Origin of the sequence: Actinomyces mediterranea, from assembly GCF_900155595.1 — a bacterium.
GTDB classification, from domain to species: domain Bacteria; phylum Actinomycetota; class Actinomycetes; order Actinomycetales; family Actinomycetaceae; genus Pauljensenia; species Pauljensenia mediterranea.
In genome coordinates this window covers 183,537-199,627 of sequence record NZ_FTPB01000002.1, presented here as the reverse complement: position 1 = coordinate 199,627, position 16,091 = coordinate 183,537, and the positions used below count along the sequence as shown (strand labels likewise).

Here is a 16,091-nt window from a genome sequence, read left to right as displayed (position 1 = left end):
GCATCGGCCAAGCCGGAGAACCCTGGGTGGGTGAGGCGGTGTACGACTTCGACATGATCGCCAATGCTGATTGGTTGAGCGACATGTGTCCGGGGGCGGTGATGCGCGAGGGTTCAGTGTAGTGGCAGATACCTCTGGGGGCGTTGCCTACCGGATCATGCCGGACGGCGTCAGCGTCGGTGGCCTCGTCGTCACAGGGAACGACGAGATGCTCCGCTTCGAGAAGGTCATGTTCTGACCATCGTGGGGACGCACGGATGACAAGTGTGTGAGGCGCTCAGGAGGAGAACTCGTCGTCGCGCGCGGGCGCGTCCTCGTCGATGGACGAGGACGGGGTGAGGCGGAGCAATGACTTCCACGAAGCGGCCGTCGCGTTCATCGTGGGAAGACGGAAGCCCAGCACACGATTGATCGCCTCACGGGCGAGGCAGCTGAGGTCGCCCAAGCGCTCGCGGCGCGCCGATTCGGCGAGGCTCGTCCGATGCGCCGCCATTTCTTGTGCGCTCGACACGATGGAACCGACGAACTGCTCCATGCGCTCATCAACAGTTTTCTCAATGCGACTGACAACTCGTGCGAACTGCGTGAGAGCAGAGACGGTCAGCGTGATGTCCACCGTCAAGATGATGATGAACGCGAAGGCAATGACTTCCATGACGAGTGGGGGCACCATCGCGTTGACGCGCAGTGCGAAGGGGAGCACTACGAAGTACACGCCGACGCCCGCAGCCCCGAAAAACAGCGAAGCGGGCAGACAGATGCGTCCGTGAATATTGAGCGGCATCTGCGAGTAGTCCCACCAGTAGGCGTGGAACAGCTTCTCCAGCGTCCAGTGAATGCCATACTCCAGCGGCATGGATCCGAGGAATGTCACGAGGAATATGTGCCACCAGGCAGGCTGAATGCCGGTGTGATGCAGCGACGCAGCGGCTCCGACGGCTCCGACGGCTCCGATTCCGTAGATCGGGCACAGCGGACCGTAGAGGAAACCGCGGCTCTGCCACTGTCTCTCAATGACAGTGCAGTAGAGCGTCTCCCACACCCAGCCGAGGAAACTGACGATGAAGAACCAGAAGACCGCGGCGCTCAACGACATATCGGCGTCGATTCTCGCCTGCACAGGACAGTCTCCAGCAGAGCGCAGATCTTGTCCGCCATACAGATGATCGCCCCTTCGCGACTCCTCGGGGGTCGCGTCGGCGGCCACGGCCACATATGCGACTCAATGGCCTGTGACATGCGTTCGGACACGTCGAAGTACTTCCGCGCATTCTCTGCCGCGCGAAGGGGATGCAGGTACGAGTGGCTCCATCCCGCGCCGTGCCAGTCGTAGAGGTAGAAGTCGTGGAGCAGCGCCGAGACGGCGAGATCGGATTCGCACGCCCGCCAGTTCAGCCGCCGGTTGAGCCAGAAACTGACGGAGGCGACATTGATGCAGTGGTCTAAGGTCGAGACTGCGCCGTGCTGGACGAAGGTTCGCATGAGCTGGACTTTGTCGTGGTCGAGATACGGCTCGAGAAGATGATCGAGCTGTGCGATCTCGTCGGCGGTGAGTCTCATGCATCGACCCTATAGCCGATTCGCAGCAGCATCTCCGACCGAAGTCACTTGCACATCCAGTGCGATTCTGGCATGGCGATCGGGACGATCCGCTGATGGAGCGCTGATGAGGCGACAGCGGAGGAACCAGTACACTCTCGGGGTGGGCCGACTCGTGAGGAGATGCCATGGATGATGCGATGGCGCGCAACAAACGCCTCCTCGTCGGCATTCTTGCGGCGATCGGCTGCGAAGTCCTGTTCGGACTCAGCTACGGCTTCACCAAACATGCGACACAGGTCGCCAGTGGACTGGCGCTGCTTGGTTGGCGATTCCTCGTTGCCGGGCTGGTCATGGGCCTGGCCGTGGGCTTCGGCCTCGTGAGGGTGAATCTGAGGGGAAAGCGGCTCGTGCCTCTGCTCCTCGTCGCGCTCTTCAATCCCTGCCTGTACATCGCGGCGGAGACCTTCGGCATCGCGTACACGACGGCGACCGAGTCCGGCGTCTTCCTCGCCTCCATTCCCGTCGTCTCCCTCATCGCGTCGACCCTCGTGTTGAAGAAGGGGCCGACTCTGATCCAGGTCATCGGCATCATCATCACCCTCGTCGGGGTCCTCGTCACGGTGCTCGCCGTCGGCGCCGCGTCGAGCCTGTCACTCATCGGGTACGGCGCCCTCGTCGTCGCGGTCGTCTCCTACGCCCTCTACTGCGTCTTCGTCGACAAGGCGTCGGCATTCTCCGCGGTCGAGCTGACTGTCGTCATGCTCGCAGTGGGTGCAGCGGTCTTCAGCGGCCTCGCCCTTGTCGAGGCCGTCGCGAACGGGGGAGTGGGGTCCCTTGTGATGCTGCCGTTCACGGATCTGGGTTTCGCGGCGGCCGTCGTGTATCAGGGAGTCGGCTGTTCGATTCTGGCCTTCTTCCTGGCGAATATCGCGATTGCGCGGCTCGGCGTCAATCGTGTGGCATCCTTCATCGGGATCTCAACGGTCGTGTCTATCCTCGCCGGCGTGCTGGTCCTGGCAGAGCCCTTCTCCCTCGCACAGCTTGTCGGAGCGCTCGTCATCGTCGCGGGCGTCTATGTTGCGAACGCCCGCAGCCTGCTGTCCGCCAGGTGAGGGGAGGACTCAGCCGACTCTCCCCCTACATTCTCGACCTCATGGACGAGGTCGCAGTCGGAATGGGACGGCGTCAACCGGGGTGGGATACCCATTGGGAACGGGTGGTCGGAGTCGTCATTCCGTAAAGAAAGTGCGCGTTTAGCTGCGGGGTCAGCGGTAGATCCTCGTCGGTGGCCGATCTCGATCGCGAGGACGATGAGGAACTCATCGCGGATGTCGCAGAGGATCCGGTAATCGCCGACTCTATAGCGCCACTTGCCGATCAATCCAGCCGTCAGTCCCTTGCCTTGAACGCGGGGATTATCGCAGCCGTCAATATTCTTCAGGATCCACGTGATGAGGATGCAGCGCACACCCGGATCCATTTCGTCCATCCCAATGCCACGTCAGTCTTCCCGGCGACATGTTCGACTACTCGTGGATCGATTACGTGACACGCTACGGCGAGCACCCGACCCTCATCATTGCAGCGGGAATCTTCCACTATTTCCATGAAGATCGCGTCATCGACAGGCGCGACCTGGATCTGATTGAGGCGGGCGTGTATGAGAATTTTTGACGCCTTCCACATGGTCGCAATGACGAGTATCGACCTAGCGGGGTGACGGGCGAGGTCCGCCGGATCGGACGGTGGCTACAGGGTCCAGAGCAGGGCGGACGCAGCGGGTGCGAAGGCGATTGTCGGCAGCGGGTCCGCCATCGTCAGGCTGGCACAATGCGGCTGTGGCCGCTAGCGTCGAGTGCATGAATGTACCACTGCCAGCAGCCGTCCTATGGGACATGGATGGAACCCTCGTTAATACGGAACCCCTGTGGCAGCGCTTCAGCCATGAGATCGTTGAAGAGGCGGGCGGCGTCCTCACCCCCGAGGATGCTCGGCGCATTCAGGGCGCTGGAATCAGGCTGCACGGCAGAATCCTCGCCGCCTCCGCGCCGCAGCTCGAGGCGGAAGCTGCGTTCCACGCCGTTGAGGATCGAGTCTGTAGGGCGCATGCATCGAGTATCGCCATGCCCGGTGCACTCGATGCTCTCGACCTTTTCCGCAGCCTGAGCATTCCCCAGTACGTCATCAGTGCATCGAGCACCAAAGCGGTGAGTTCAGCAATGCGCGCGTTGGGGCAGGAACATTTCGCAGGCTTCATCTCCGACGAGGCGGGCCTTCCCTCCAAACCAGCGCCCGATCCCTATCTGGAAGGCGCTCGCCGTCTCGGAGTGAGAATCCGCGACTGTGTGATCTTCGAGGACTCGGCGAATGGGCTCGCAGCGGCACGAGCGTCCGGTGCCGCCGTGTGGGACGTCAATGACACTCCGCTCACGGCACTGACCCTGGAAAAAGTGCGCTTGCTTTTCGCGCGCTGAGCGCACGTATCGACGAAGGAGATGCCGCCCTGGCCTATTAACGAGGGCGGGATCGCCTCGGTCGGACACCCACGGGCCGGGGCGGTCAGCAGCGATCCGTGGGAATCAGTTCAGATTCGCGATATCGAAACTCCGAGTTGCGGTCGGGAAATCCGGCCCGGCGAGAACCGCGTTCATGACCTCCACCTGAATTGCACGGGTGGTGGGCGCCGATCCCGGTATGCAGCCGGGGAATCGGCGCCCACATGCGGAGATACGCTGAGGATGAAGCGATGTGAAAGTCGAGTCGCTATGCACTATCCGACTTTGCGAACCGGTCCCGTCAACGCGTACAGAGAGGGAACGATGACGGCGATCACAGTCGTGCCGAAGACGATCGGCAACCAGGGGAGTCCACTCATGATGGAAACCGCCATCGCGGTAAGGAGCAGTGCTCCGCCTCCGATTGCACACGCGCCGAAGAGGGCGCGATGACGGAAGGCGTGTCCGATCGTCTGGCCGATTCCCGACATCAGGATGCACAGCAGGATCACGAAGACCAGGGCTTCCCATGTCACCGCCGTGCTCGGGATGCCCGCGTTGTATGACAGGGTGAATCCGTCATCCGTTGATACCTCGAGGGATGGGGCGGCATGGGCGACGAGAGACAGCACTGCCCACAGGGCGATGGCCGGGATGCCGTGGATCGCCACCGATATCCACTGCGCGGCGTAGTGCCGCTGGAGTCCCGCCCCGCTCAGGGCGTCGATGGGTGTTGTCAACGGCGCGACGATCCCGTCAATGAGGAAGATGATGACCCACGAGAAGATGAAGTTCGACAGACTGGCGGTGAGGACGGCGACGGGTCGCTCAACGGCTCCAGTGAGTTGATTCGCAATGATGTATATGATCGCGTTGGAAGCGGCGATTCCCCCGGAGATCAGCCAGAAGAACCAGGTGACGCGGACATTGACGAGGGCGAGGGCGATGGCGCTGGGCGCGCGCAACACGGCGGTGCGGGGTGCGGATACGGCGGTCATGAGAGTTTCTCCGAGTTGATGAGGGAGACGAAAGCGTCTTCGAAGGACAAAGAGCGGATATCGATTCCTTCGTTTTTGCAGGATGAGGCGAGGGAATCGGACAGGTCGAGCACACGGACCTCGGCATAACGGCCGATGGAGCGTGTCGACAGGACGGTGGGGGAGACGGGTGCGTTATCGAGCAGAGCCCGAATCTGCGACTCGTCGCCGACGAGGGCGGTGACGCTCGCGCGCACTTCTTCGGAGGTTCGCGTCATCACGATTCGTCCGGATGTCAGGACGATGACGTCCTCGACAACTGCTTCCAACTCGGATACGAGATGAGAGGCGAGCAGGAAGGATCGGTCGCCGTGAGCACTCAGTTCGATGATCTCCTCGGCGAGGGCTTGGCGCGTAGGTACATCGAGATGGGACGTCACCTCGTCGAGGATGGTGAGACGAGCCCCTGAGGCGAGTGCGAGGGCGGTCGCATAGAGGGAGAGTTGGCCGGCAGAGCGGCGAGACAGCGAACCGCGGCGCACGAGATTGAAACGCGTCGCCAGGTGTTCGAAGACTTCTTCGGACCATGTGGGGCGCAAACGCGCATAGAGCAGTGCCTGCTTCGCGGTCGCGCTCGACAGGGAGAACCCCGCGTCGCAGTAGAAGGCGAGTGCTGCGCGTTCGGTCCGTGTCAGGGGGTGGGAGTCAAGTGAGACCGTGCCCGATGCCGGTTCGAGGGCACCGGACAGGATCCGTGCCAGGGTCGTCTTACCGGAGCCGTTCGGTCCGATGATGCCCGTAATGCCGGGCCGAATGTCGACTGTCACCTCTTCAAGGGCAGGTGTTTCGCGTAGCCCGTAACGGTGGGTGATGTGACTCGTGGTGATCATTTGTCGTCTCCTGACTGGGAGAGGGTGAGAGTGGGGAGGAGTGCGGTGACGTGATCATGAATGTCATCCGCTGTCAGGCCGAGGGCGATCCCTTCGGCGAGGGCGGGCGCGAGGATGTCCGTGACATAGGTGGTGCGGCGCGATGCTGCGAGCGTTTCTCGTGATCCTTTTGTGACGAACATTCCGATGCCGCGGCGCTTCTCGACGAGTCCCTCGTCGACGAGGAGTGCGAAGGCCTTTGCGGCGGTGGCCGGGTTGATCCTGTATGTCGTTGCGTATTCGGTCGTCGACATGACACGATCGCCGTCGGCGAGTGCGCCGATGAGGATCTGATGACGAAGGTCGTCTGCGATCTGAATGTAGATCGGTGTTGTCGAGTCGAACTCCATGACACCTCCTTGCGTCTGCGGTTCATTACATGACTAATTAACCATAGAGGTAGTGTGATGTCAAGCGGTTTGCTCGAACAGTTATGACAACAGTCCGGTCGGTTCACGCCGATGAGTCCGCCATCGGCGAAATCATGCCGCAAATTGTGGGCATCCTCGGGCGCACCGTCCTAATGTCGAAGGGGATGCGCACCCGGACATCCCTCAACCGACAAGGACCACCCATGACGACCGTCGTCCTCCTCTTCCACCCCAACCTCGATGCCTCCACCGTCAACGCCCGCCTCGCCGAAGCGGCGCGCAGCGTCGACGATGTCATCGTCCGCGACATGTACGCCCTCTACCCCGACTTCGCGATCGACGCAGCCGCAGAACAGAAGGTGCTCGAAACAGCGGACCGCATCGTCTTCCAATTCCCTATGTACTGGTACTCCAGCCCCGCCCTGCTCAAGCAGTGGGAAGACACCGTCCTCGCTTACGGTTGGGCCTATGGGACCAATGGGACCGCCCTGCACGGCAAGCAGCTCATGATCGCAGTGTCGCCGGGCGCCCCCGCCAACCGATACGGCTCCGAGGGCATGTACAGATACACCGTCGAAGAACTCCTGCGCCCCTTCGAGACGATGACGGTGCTGACCGGCCTGGAGTACACGAAGCCGTTCATCACGATCGGCGCGCAGGACATCGCTGACGCGGATCTCGACGCCGCTGCAGCCGCCTACAGCGAGCGCCTGTCAGCGGACGAGTGGGAGCCCGCCAGATCATAGGATCCCCCTGTGGAAAACGGTGAACTCACAAACGCCCTGGTCGCCAGATCGAGCAGGGTCGGCGTGCACATCGCACGGACTGTCTTCCTCCTCCTCGCCCTCGGCGCAGTCGCGCTGCTCATCGTCGCTGTTCTTGACCTCGTTTCAGGGGCGAGTGAGGGCGCATCCGAGCTCGTCGTCTGGGCGCGCCTTGCCTTCCTGCTCATCGATGCGCTCGGCTGTCTCACCATCGTCGTCTTCGACTACACGATCGCCACCCGGCAGGCGCGCCTTGCCGCACGTGCGACGCTCGCCGTCGTCGTCTTCGCCCTCGTCTTCGACATCGCACATTCGGGGATCGCCGCGAACCAGCTGTACTACGCGCTCCAACTGGTCCTCATCATCGGATTCGTCACCGTGAGCGATCGCGAACTCAAAAGCGGTCACGTCCTGACTCAACCGTGGGAAATATCGACGGATACGAGTCGGAGGAACTTCATCCCCCTGAACTTCTTCAACGTCTTCTGGGTGTTCTTCGTCGCCTCGTTCGCTGGTCTCATCATCGAACTCGTGTGGCACGTGTTGACAACGGGCGAATACCAGGATCGTGCAGGTCTGCTGTGGGGGCCTTTCAGCCCCATCTACGGCTTCGGGGCACTCCTCATGACAGTCGCCCTCAATCGGTGGTGGAACCGGTCCAAGACCGTCATCTTCCTCGTTGCGGGCACCATCGGCGCTGCCTTCGAATTCGCAGTGAGCTGGTGGATGGAAAAGGCGTTCGGGATTGTCGCCTGGGACTACTCGGGGACATTCCTCAATATCGATGGGCGAACGAACGCAGCGTATTTCTGCGCATGGGGGCTCCTCGGCCTCGTATGGATCCGACTCCTCCTGCCCGACGTCCTCAAAGTCGTCGACCGGATCCCACTGCGATGGCGGGCCATGATCACTGTGATTGCGGCGATGCTCATGATCGTTGACGGCGCGATGACCCTCATCGCATTGGACCGGTGGAACGATCGGCACACCGGCGTCGCCCCGAGCGGGCAGATCGAGCGCTATATCGACGCCCGCTACGACGACGAGTTCATGACGACCCGCTTCCAAACGATGGAAATCGACACGGCACGCTCCTCCCACTGATGCGTTGAATACCCGGGGCGCGCGGGCGACTCTTTGATAACGATGCGCGGCAAGCCTCCCAAAGGCGTCCTCAATCCGCCGGTGATCTGTACGGTTGCATGAATACCATCTCGTCGGCGCATCGAGGTGATCGTCTCCCGTGCTCTCCGCCCTCGCCCGTGTTCTCGTAACGCGACGCCTCATCATCATCACGGTGATGAGCGCATTGACGGTGCTCTGCGGCTTCCTCATCCCCAAAGTCGGGGTGATCACGGACATGGCGGAGTTTCTGCCTGCCTCATCATCGATGCGCCAGGGCTTGTCGCTCATGGAGAAGGAGTTCCCCGAGTCATCCACCCCCTCAACGACGCGCATCATGTTCACAGGGCTGAGCGACTCCGAGGAAGAGGAGATCCTCGCCGAACTCGAATCCCTCCCGCACGTCTCCGCAGTCGATTACGAGGCCGACTCCGATATCTACCACTCGGGCGACCACACGCTGTACATCGTCACAACCCCCTATGACTACGGCTCCGCTGAGGAAAGTGCACTGCTCGCCGCCCTCGAAACCGACTTCGCCGATCGGGGCATCCAGATCCAATCCGACAACCCCTCTCCCGCCTCCGAACTGCCCGCGTGGATCGTCATCGTCGCCGTATCACTGCTGACCCTCATCTTGTTCATCATGTGCGCGTCGTGGCTCGAACCCCTCCTCTTCCTCATCACTATCGGCATGGCGGTCGTTCTCAACCTCGGGACGAACCTCATCCGCGGATCCATCGCCGACATCACCTTCACCATCGGCGCGATCCTCCAACTGGTCCTGTCAATGGACTATTCGATCATTCTGATGAATCGCTACCGCCACGAGCGCCTCACCGAGCCCGACCCGCGCGCGGCCATGGTGACAGCGGTGCGCGGAGCGTTCTCCTCCATCGCATCCTCGTCAATGACGACAGTCGTCGGCCTGCTCACCCTGTGCTTCATGTCGATCACCATCGGAGTGGACCTGGGCGTCGCCCTCGCAAAGGGCGTGTTCATCTCAATGGTCTGCGTCTTCACCATCCTGCCGACGCTCATCATCTGGTGCGACCGCGCCATCCGCGCAACCGCCAAGCCCTACCTCCAGCCGCGCCTCGGAGCACTCGCGCGCTTCGGCCACCGCATGCGATGGCCCATTCTCGTCCTCTTCATCGCCCTCTTCGCTGCGAGCGCCGTCACCGCGACCGGCACTCCCGTCGCCTATACGCTGTCGAAGGAAGACCCGATTGCGGATGTCTTCCCCACGCAGAACCAGATCGTCCTCGTCTACCGCAATAGCGACGAAGCGGCGGCTGCGCGGATTGCGGCCGACGTCGCCGAGGAGGATTTCGTGCGCTCGGTGTCCTCCCACTCGGAGACGATCGGCAAACAGCGCACCATCGAGGACATGGAGGCCGCGCTCGCACAGATGAACGAGGGCGGCCTCGCCCTCGACCGCGACTTCCTCGAACTCGTGTACTTCCTCGCTCACGGCGGCGAGGCGACCCCGACGATGACACTCGCGCAGTTCGTCGACTTCATCGAGTCGAGCGAGGCCGTGTCCTCCAGGCTCGACCCTGCGATGACGAGCAGGATCGATGAGATGAGGCCCTTCCTGGATAAGGACCGGATGGCGAGAGCCGCATCGCCTGCGGATCTGGCGCGCCTGTTGCGCATGACTGAGGACGAGGTCGAACGGATCCTCTTGCTGAGGGCGATCTCGGACCCGTCTATCGCGGCGGACTCCATGACGCTGCCTGGCTTTGTCTCCTTCATCCTCACCGACGTCGCCAACGACCCGCAATATGCTGCAGAACTCGGCCGAAAGGCTGTGGCGCAACTGCGGCAGGTGGAAGTCTTCACCGACGCCAACGAGATGACGACCCCGATGGGCTACTCGCGGATGAGTCGACTCCTCGGCGTCGAAGAACCAACAATACGGTTGCTCTATGCGCAGATGAGCGCCGAGTCCGGGGCACATGACTCGGTGCAGATGCCGATGCCCGCCTTCGTCGAAACCATGTCGACCGTCATCCAGTCAGCGCCCGGGGTCGGTTCGGCGATGAGCGCCGACCAGATCGCCGGACTCGAACGCCTCAGAACATTCACGGACCCCGCAGTGATCACTCGGCCGATGGACGTGTCAGGACTCGCCCAGCTGTTCGGCATCGACCCCGAACTCCTGTCCGCGCTCTTCGCGACGAACTCCCAATCCCAGGGGGAGACACCGCCCTCTCAGGGGCAGAACCCGCCGAGCATGGAGATGAGCCCCCTGAACTTCGCCGCCCTCGTCGTCTCCTCCGCCTCCGACCCGTCCTCCCCGGTTGCGCAGATGATGGAGCGCGAACAGATTGAACAGCTCACCACACTGGCCCGCGTCATGCAGTTGAGCACATCGGGAACCCCCATCCCCGTGAAGCAATTCGCGCAGATCGTGGGGATCGAAGCCCGACAGGTTGCCCTCATCCTCGCGATCGCGGACTCCGAGACCGTCGGCGCCGACTGGGCGTTCACCCCGCAGCAGGTCGTAGCCGCCCTCGAGGAGAATACGGATCTGCTCGACGCCGACCAGGCAGAGGACCTCGCCCGCCTGTTCACGATCATCAACGACTCGATCGCGGGACGTGCCTACACCCCCGCGCGCCTCGCCTCATTCACAGGTATGAGCGACTCCCAGGCGCGCCAACTCGCCCTCGTCCACACGCAGCGATACGGCGACACCTCCTCGTGGAATATGACGCCTCAAGACTTCGTCGCCTTCCTCGTCGACTCCGTCCTGACCAATGGGCGCTCCTCAACTCAATTCACCCCCGACCAGGAGACGCGTCTGCGGGCACTGCGCACGCTCATCGACGCCGTCGTCACCGACGCCGAGTTCACCCCCTCCGCACTGTCCTCACTGTTCTCCCGGCTCGGAGAATCTGTCGGCACCGACAAGCTCGCCCTCGCATACCTCGCCCACGCCGCATCCGGCCAGTCGGCGTCGACCCTGTCGATCGCGCAACTCGTCTCGACGCTCCAATCGAAGATCGTCCCCGATCCGCGCTTCGCACCGTTCCTGACGACGGATGCGACATCGGCGATCGCAGCGGCGGACTCTCAGATCGATTCCGCCTCTGCGCAACTCATCGGCGACACCTGGTCGCGCATGATCATCACGACGACGCTGGACGAGGACGGCGACCAGACCCTCGCTTTCATCGACTCGCTCGACGAGCGCTGTCGGGCGGAGTTGGAAGGCGGATGTCATCTCGTCGGGAACTCGGTGATGATCGCGGAGATGAGCAAGAGCTTCTCCACGCAGATGTCCCTCATCTCCTGGTTGACGGCCGGAGCGATCTTCCTCGTCATCGCGCTGACATTCTGGTCGCTGTCGGTGCCCCTCCTGCTCGTCCTCCTCGTCCAATGCGGCGTGTTCATCACGATCACGGCGATCGGCTTGCAGGGGTACGACTCCTACTACCTCGCCCAGTTGATGGTCCAGTGCATCCTCATGGGCGCAACCATCGACTATGGGATCCTGTTGACGACGCAGTACCGCGATGCGCGCCTTAGCCTCGACATTCCCGGTGCCCTTGCGCGGGCGCTCGACCGCTCGATCCACACAATCGCAACATCCGGCTCCATTATGATCGTCGTCACCGGAATCCTCGGCCACCTCTTCGAGAACCCCACCGTGGGACAGATCTGCAGGACCATTTCCATCGGTGCGATCGCGGCCACATTCCTCATCGTCTTCATCCTTCCGGGCCTGCTCGCAGCAGGTGATCGCTTCGTCGCCGGGCGGGGTGAGATATCTCGAATGAGATCTATTCTGCGGCCCGAGTAGCCTTCCCGTAGGGTGGAAATATGCTTGAGCTCCGCTCTATCACCAAGTCGTATACAACGGCATCATTGACGCAGACAGCACTCAACGACGTGTCCGTCGCATTCAGGGACAACGAATTCGTCGCGATCCTGGGCCAATCAGGCTCCGGGAAGACGACGATGCTCAATGTCATCGGTGGACTCGATCACTTCGATGCGGGCGACCTCGTCATCGACGGCATCTCGACGCACGACTACCGCCCCCGCGACTGGGACTCCTACCGCAACAACAGGATCGGCTTCGTCTTCCAGTCCTACAACCTCATCCCTCACCAGTCGGTCCTGTCCAATGTTGAACTTGCACTGACCCTGTCGGGAGTGTCCCGATCCGCTAGGCGCGAGCGAGCGCTCAATGCGCTCACCGAAGTCGGCCTCGCCGACCACGTCCACAAGCGCCCCTCACAACTGTCAGGCGGACAGATGCAGCGAGTCGCCATTGCCAGGGCACTCGTCAACGACCCCGAGATCCTCCTAGCGGATGAGCCGACCGGCGCACTCGACTCGACGACATCCCTGCAGGTGATGGACCTATTGCGAGAGGTCGCCAGGGACCGGCTCGTCATCATGGTCACCCATAATCCCAACCTCGCACACGAGTATGCGACGCGCATCGTCGAACTCGCCGACGGACGGATCACCGCGGACTCGAAGCCCTTCATCCCCGGGACTGAGGACGTGCGCGAGGCGAAACCCACGCGCAAGACATCCATGTCGCTGCTCACCGCGCTGTCCCTGTCGGGGATGAACCTGTGGACCAAGAAGGGGCGCACCCTCATGACCTCCTTCGCGGGGTCGATCGGAATCATCGGGATCGCAGCGATCCTCGCCCTCGCCAACGGCGTCAATGCGTATATCGCAAAGACTGAGGAAGACGCCCTCACCTCCTATCCGCTGACGATTCAGCGCACCGGCATGGATATGGCTTCGATGATGTCCTTCTCCGTGGCCGGCTCTCCGCAGACGGATCAGTCGCAGTCCGGGGCATCGGGACAGATCACAACGAGGAGCGCCTTCACGTCGATGATGGATTCGACGACGACGAACGACCTCAAGTCCCTCAAGAGCTACTTCGACGCCGACGGGGGCAACATCTCCGATCACGTTGCCGCCATCGAGTACAACTACGACGTCCAGCCGCAGATCTATCTCACCGACACATCGAATGGCGTCGTTCAAGTCAACCCCGAGCAGTCCTTCTCAACGATGACAGCCGCCTACGGGTCGGGGGCGTTCTCCTCCTTCGTGACAACGGATGCCTTCCATCAGCTCCCTGAGTCGCGCGAACTGTACGACGACGCCTACACGGTGCTCGCAGGACAATGGCCGACCGAATCGGATGAGCTCGTCCTCATCGTCGACTCCAATGGCTCCATGCAGGACCTGTACGAGTACGCGCTCGGGTTGCGCGACCACTCCGAACTCGACGAAATGATGGAGGAGTATTACTCGGGGAGTATGGGCTCCTCATCGTCGAAGCCCGACGACTCTCCGCAGTCCGCAGACGCTTCGAGGACCGCCTCCTACGACTATGAGAACATTCTGGGAACCACGTTCTCACTCGTGAACGCCACTGACAGGTACGTGTACGACGAGACCTACAAGGTGTGGACCGATAAATCCAAGGACTCGGCGCATATGAAGGACCTCGTCGCCAATGGCACCGAACTGACGATCGTCGCCATCGTCAAGCCCCTCGAAGAGGACACGACGATCTTGACGCAGGGCATCGGTTACACCGCCGGGCTCACGCGCGACATCATGAAGGCGGCCGCAGCATCCGACATCGTGGCTCAACAGATTGCGAATCCGACGATCGACGTGTTCACCGGAAAGTCCTTCGAGGACCTCACAAAGGAGGCCGAATCCTCGTTCGACATGTCTTCCCTCTTCACCGTTGACGGGTCGAAACTGCAGGCCGCATTCCGGATCGACCCCTCCGCACTGCAGATGGACCTGTCGGGACTCGACTTCTCCGGCATCAGCGCCTCCAGCCTCGATATCGGTTCCCTTGACATGTCGGGCATGGATCTCTCCGCCCTCGACGCCTCGCAGCTCGCGGGCTCCATCGACCTGTCGACACTGGATCTGTCGAGCCTCGACCTGTCGGATTTGGCGGCGAAATACCCGCAGCTCGCGGATATCGACTATGCGATGATCATTTCAAGGACCCTCAAAGACGGCGTCATCGCTGAGGGCGCGGGCGAGTATCTGTCGACGACGCTCACCGGCATCGTCAAGGGCTTCACCGCCTACTACTCGGAGAATGCGGACTCAGACGGCGACGGGATCCCCGACGTCGACGCGGGGACCCTCGCTCAGCGCTACCTCGCAACACCCGAGGTCCGCCAGACCCTCAATTCGCTGATCACCTCCGGGAAGGTGATCAACACGGCGAAGTTGACGAGCAATCTCGCGACCGCCCTCGGCGAGGATCCCGCTGTCGCCGATATCGCCGCCTCTGTATCCCAGAGGCTCGCCACCACCATCGGCACCCACATCGCGACCCAACTCGGGCAGGCGCTGAGCGGCGCCATCGGGGACCTCATGTCGACCTACATGACGCAGACCCTGTCGACAGTCATGACGCAGTTCATGACGACGCTGCAGACCCAGATCGGAGCGCAGCTGACGAATGCCATGACGCAGATGTCCGAATCGTTGGCGAGCGCCTTCACCATTGACGAGTCCGCCTTCGCAGAAGCGTTCACGTCGAATATGAACGCAGATGATCTCGCCTCGCTCATGTCGACCATGATGTCGACGAACCGCGCCTCCTACGACTCGAATCTGAGGAGCCTGGGCTGGGGTGAGGAGGCGAGCCCCTCGCAGATCAGCATCTATCCAACGACCTTCGAGGACAAAGACGCCGTCAAAGCGATCCTCGACAACTACAACCAAGCGAAGCGCGACGCAGGCTTCGATGACCAAGTCATCACCTACACCGACTTCGTCGGCCTGCTCATGTCATCGGTGACCAGCATCATCAACATCATCTCCTGGATGCTCATCGCCTTCGTGTCGATCTCCCTCGTGGTCTCTTCGATCATGATCGCGATCATCACCTTCATCTCCGTCCTCGAACGCAAGAAGGAGATCGGCATCCTGCGTGCGATCGGCGCCTCGAGGAGGGACGTGTCGCACGTCTTCAACGCTGAAACCGTCATTGAGGGCTTCCTCGCCGGCGTCATCGGCATCGCCATCACCCTGGGTCTGTGCGTCGTGGCGAATGCAATAGTGTCGTCGAGTCTGGGCGTTGAAAACATCGCCCAGCTGCCGCCCGCGGCCGCAGTCATCCTCATCGCCATCTCCGTGGTGCTCACCCTCATCGCCGGAGTCATTCCGGCGGGCAAGGCGGCACGCGAAGACCCCGTCGAAGCACTGCGCAGCGAGTGAGTCCAACGGGTAACCTCGAAGATACATGTGCCGACGAGGAGAATGATATGCCCACCCCGAATACTCTTTCGACCGATGCTGCGGTTGCGGTGCTCATGGCGCCCGGATGCGAAGAGGTCGAAGCGCTCGCAGTCGTCGATTGCCTCTACCGTGCGGGGATCCGTGCCGACCTCATCGCCGTGTCGGACTCGGAGACGATCGAATCGTCTCACAGTATCCGCATCGTCTGCGACCTGCTCCTGTCAGAGGCCGTCCTCGCCGACTACGCGCTGCTGTTCCTCCCGGGCGGCATGCCGGGCACCCTCGTCCTCGCCGACTCCCCGGTCGTCGCCGACGAGCTCGAACGGCGCGTGCGCGCATCTGGGCCCGTCGCCGCGATCTGTGCCGCCCCCTCGATTCTCGCCGATCGGGGACTGCTCGACGGAAGACGGGCGACCGCGAATCCTAGCTTCATGGATGCCCTGCGCGCAGGAGGGGCGACTGCCCTCGAAGACCCTGTCGTCGTCGACGGCGAGATCCTCACCAGTCGCGGCATGGGAACCTCCGCCGAGCTGGGGCTCGCCCTCGTACGCTATATGCTTGGAGACGACGCCGCAGCGGCGGTCGCCACTGGGATCGTGTATCAGGGCTGAGACCATCACAGGGCGCG

At 62.1% G+C, this 16,091-nt stretch carries 15 protein-coding genes; 9 read left to right on the top strand and 6 right to left on the bottom strand.

Annotation, left to right across the window (positions count from 1 at the left end; translation table 11 throughout):
- Positions 1–277: 277 nt before the first annotated feature.
- Together BQ7471_RS00930 and BQ7471_RS00925 are read right to left on the bottom strand one after the other, a co-directional pair.
- The gene (locus BQ7471_RS00930; protein ID WP_076463496.1) at positions 278–1,120 is read right to left on the bottom strand and encodes a putative ABC transporter permease; all 843 of its coding nucleotides are present in this window, start codon (positions 1,118–1,120) and stop codon (positions 278–280) included.
- Positions 1,087–1,560 (bottom strand): HD domain-containing protein, encoded by a 474-nt coding sequence (locus BQ7471_RS00925; RefSeq protein WP_076463494.1) that lies wholly within the window; start codon positions 1,558–1,560, stop codon positions 1,087–1,089. Before BQ7471_RS00925 ends, BQ7471_RS00930 begins: the two co-directional genes overlap by 34 nt.
- Positions 1,561–1,727: 167 nt before the next feature.
- Between BQ7471_RS00925 and BQ7471_RS00920 the strand changes: the two genes are divergently transcribed.
- The gene (locus BQ7471_RS00920) at positions 1,728–2,654 is read left to right on the top strand and encodes a DMT family transporter (RefSeq protein ID WP_205408228.1); all 927 of its coding nucleotides are present in this window, start codon (positions 1,728–1,730) and stop codon (positions 2,652–2,654) included.
- Here BQ7471_RS00920 and BQ7471_RS00915 read toward each other — a convergent pair.
- On the bottom strand, positions 2,615–2,923 hold the full coding sequence (locus BQ7471_RS00915; RefSeq protein WP_235821200.1) for a type II toxin-antitoxin system RelE family toxin: 309 nt from the start codon (positions 2,921–2,923) through the stop codon (positions 2,615–2,617). The genes BQ7471_RS00920 and BQ7471_RS00915 overlap by 40 nt on opposite strands.
- On the opposite strand from BQ7471_RS00915, the gene BQ7471_RS11580 reads away from it, so the two are divergent.
- From BQ7471_RS11580 to BQ7471_RS00910, 3 genes are all read left to right on the top strand, one after another.
- Positions 2,828–3,091, top strand: a complete 264-nt coding sequence (locus BQ7471_RS11580) for a hypothetical protein (RefSeq protein ID WP_235821201.1) — start codon at positions 2,828–2,830, stop codon at positions 3,089–3,091. The genes BQ7471_RS00915 and BQ7471_RS11580 overlap by 96 nt on opposite strands.
- Positions 3,088–3,216, top strand: coding sequence for a hypothetical protein (locus tag BQ7471_RS11765; protein ID WP_268874446.1), 129 nt, complete (start codon positions 3,088–3,090; stop codon positions 3,214–3,216). The genes BQ7471_RS11580 and BQ7471_RS11765 overlap by 4 nt, the downstream gene beginning before the upstream one ends.
- A gap of 185 nt (positions 3,217–3,401) precedes the next feature.
- Positions 3,402–4,016, top strand: coding sequence for an HAD family hydrolase (locus BQ7471_RS00910; protein ID WP_083663169.1), 615 nt, complete (start codon positions 3,402–3,404; stop codon positions 4,014–4,016).
- A gap of 296 nt (positions 4,017–4,312) precedes the next feature.
- On the opposite strand, the gene BQ7471_RS00905 is transcribed toward BQ7471_RS00910, so the two are convergent.
- Genes BQ7471_RS00905 through BQ7471_RS00895 form a run of 3 tightly spaced genes read right to left on the bottom strand, consistent with a single transcriptional unit; the run spans position 4,313 to position 6,293 of the window.
- The gene (locus BQ7471_RS00905; RefSeq protein ID WP_076463489.1) at positions 4,313–5,035 is read right to left on the bottom strand and encodes a hypothetical protein; all 723 of its coding nucleotides are present in this window, start codon (positions 5,033–5,035) and stop codon (positions 4,313–4,315) included.
- The gene (locus BQ7471_RS00900; protein WP_076463487.1) at positions 5,032–5,904 is read right to left on the bottom strand and encodes an ATP-binding cassette domain-containing protein; all 873 of its coding nucleotides are present in this window, start codon (positions 5,902–5,904) and stop codon (positions 5,032–5,034) included. The genes BQ7471_RS00905 and BQ7471_RS00900 overlap by 4 nt, the downstream gene beginning before the upstream one ends.
- Positions 5,901–6,293 carry a GntR family transcriptional regulator gene (locus BQ7471_RS00895; protein WP_076463486.1) on the bottom strand — a complete coding sequence of 131 codons (393 nt, stop codon included), beginning with the start codon at positions 6,291–6,293 and terminating at the stop codon, positions 5,901–5,903. The genes BQ7471_RS00900 and BQ7471_RS00895 overlap by 4 nt, the downstream gene beginning before the upstream one ends.
- A 224-nt stretch (positions 6,294–6,517) precedes the next feature.
- Here BQ7471_RS00895 and BQ7471_RS00890 point away from each other — a divergent pair, with 224 nt between their 5' ends.
- From BQ7471_RS00890 to BQ7471_RS00870, 5 genes are all read left to right on the top strand, one after another.
- The gene (locus BQ7471_RS00890; RefSeq protein ID WP_076463595.1) at positions 6,518–7,060 is read left to right on the top strand and encodes an NAD(P)H-dependent oxidoreductase; all 543 of its coding nucleotides are present in this window, start codon (positions 6,518–6,520) and stop codon (positions 7,058–7,060) included.
- 9 nt (positions 7,061–7,069) lie between these two features.
- Positions 7,070–8,182 carry a putative ABC transporter permease gene (locus BQ7471_RS00885; protein WP_076463484.1) on the top strand — a complete coding sequence of 371 codons (1,113 nt, stop codon included), beginning with the start codon at positions 7,070–7,072 and terminating at the stop codon, positions 8,180–8,182.
- 139 nt (positions 8,183–8,321) lie between these two features.
- Positions 8,322–12,011 carry an efflux RND transporter permease subunit gene (locus BQ7471_RS00880; RefSeq protein WP_076463483.1) on the top strand — a complete coding sequence of 1,230 codons (3,690 nt, stop codon included), beginning with the start codon at positions 8,322–8,324 and terminating at the stop codon, positions 12,009–12,011.
- Positions 12,012–12,031: 20 nt separating this feature from the next.
- Positions 12,032–15,442, top strand: a complete 3,411-nt coding sequence (locus BQ7471_RS00875; protein WP_076463481.1) for an ABC transporter ATP-binding protein/permease — start codon at positions 12,032–12,034, stop codon at positions 15,440–15,442.
- Positions 15,443–15,489: 47 nt separating this feature from the next.
- Complete coding sequence (locus BQ7471_RS00870; protein WP_076463480.1) at positions 15,490–16,074, top strand: DJ-1 family glyoxalase III; 585 nt, start codon at positions 15,490–15,492, stop codon at positions 16,072–16,074.
- Positions 16,075–16,091 lie beyond the last annotated feature (17 nt).

Bases quoted from the DNA above. Each gene is read 5' to 3' on its own strand.
- BQ7471_RS00875 (WP_076463481.1), top strand. From the start codon at position 12,032: ATGCTTGAGCTCCGCTCTATCACCAAGTCGTATACAACGGCATCATTG.
- BQ7471_RS00900 (WP_076463487.1), bottom strand. From the start codon at position 5,904: ATGATCACCACGAGTCACATCACCCACCGTTACGGGCTACGCGAAACA.
- BQ7471_RS00905 (WP_076463489.1), bottom strand. From the start codon at position 5,035: ATGACCGCCGTATCCGCACCCCGCACCGCCGTGTTGCGCGCGCCCAGC.
- BQ7471_RS00870 (WP_076463480.1), top strand. From the start codon at position 15,490: ATGCCCACCCCGAATACTCTTTCGACCGATGCTGCGGTTGCGGTGCTC.
- BQ7471_RS00890 (WP_076463595.1), top strand. From the start codon at position 6,518: ATGACGACCGTCGTCCTCCTCTTCCACCCCAACCTCGATGCCTCCACC.
- BQ7471_RS00910 (WP_083663169.1), top strand. From the start codon at position 3,402: ATGAATGTACCACTGCCAGCAGCCGTCCTATGGGACATGGATGGAACC.
- BQ7471_RS00925 (WP_076463494.1), bottom strand. From the start codon at position 1,560: ATGAGACTCACCGCCGACGAGATCGCACAGCTCGATCATCTTCTCGAG.
- BQ7471_RS00895 (WP_076463486.1), bottom strand. From the start codon at position 6,293: ATGGAGTTCGACTCGACAACACCGATCTACATTCAGATCGCAGACGAC.
- BQ7471_RS00920 (WP_205408228.1), top strand. From the start codon at position 1,728: ATGGATGATGCGATGGCGCGCAACAAACGCCTCCTCGTCGGCATTCTT.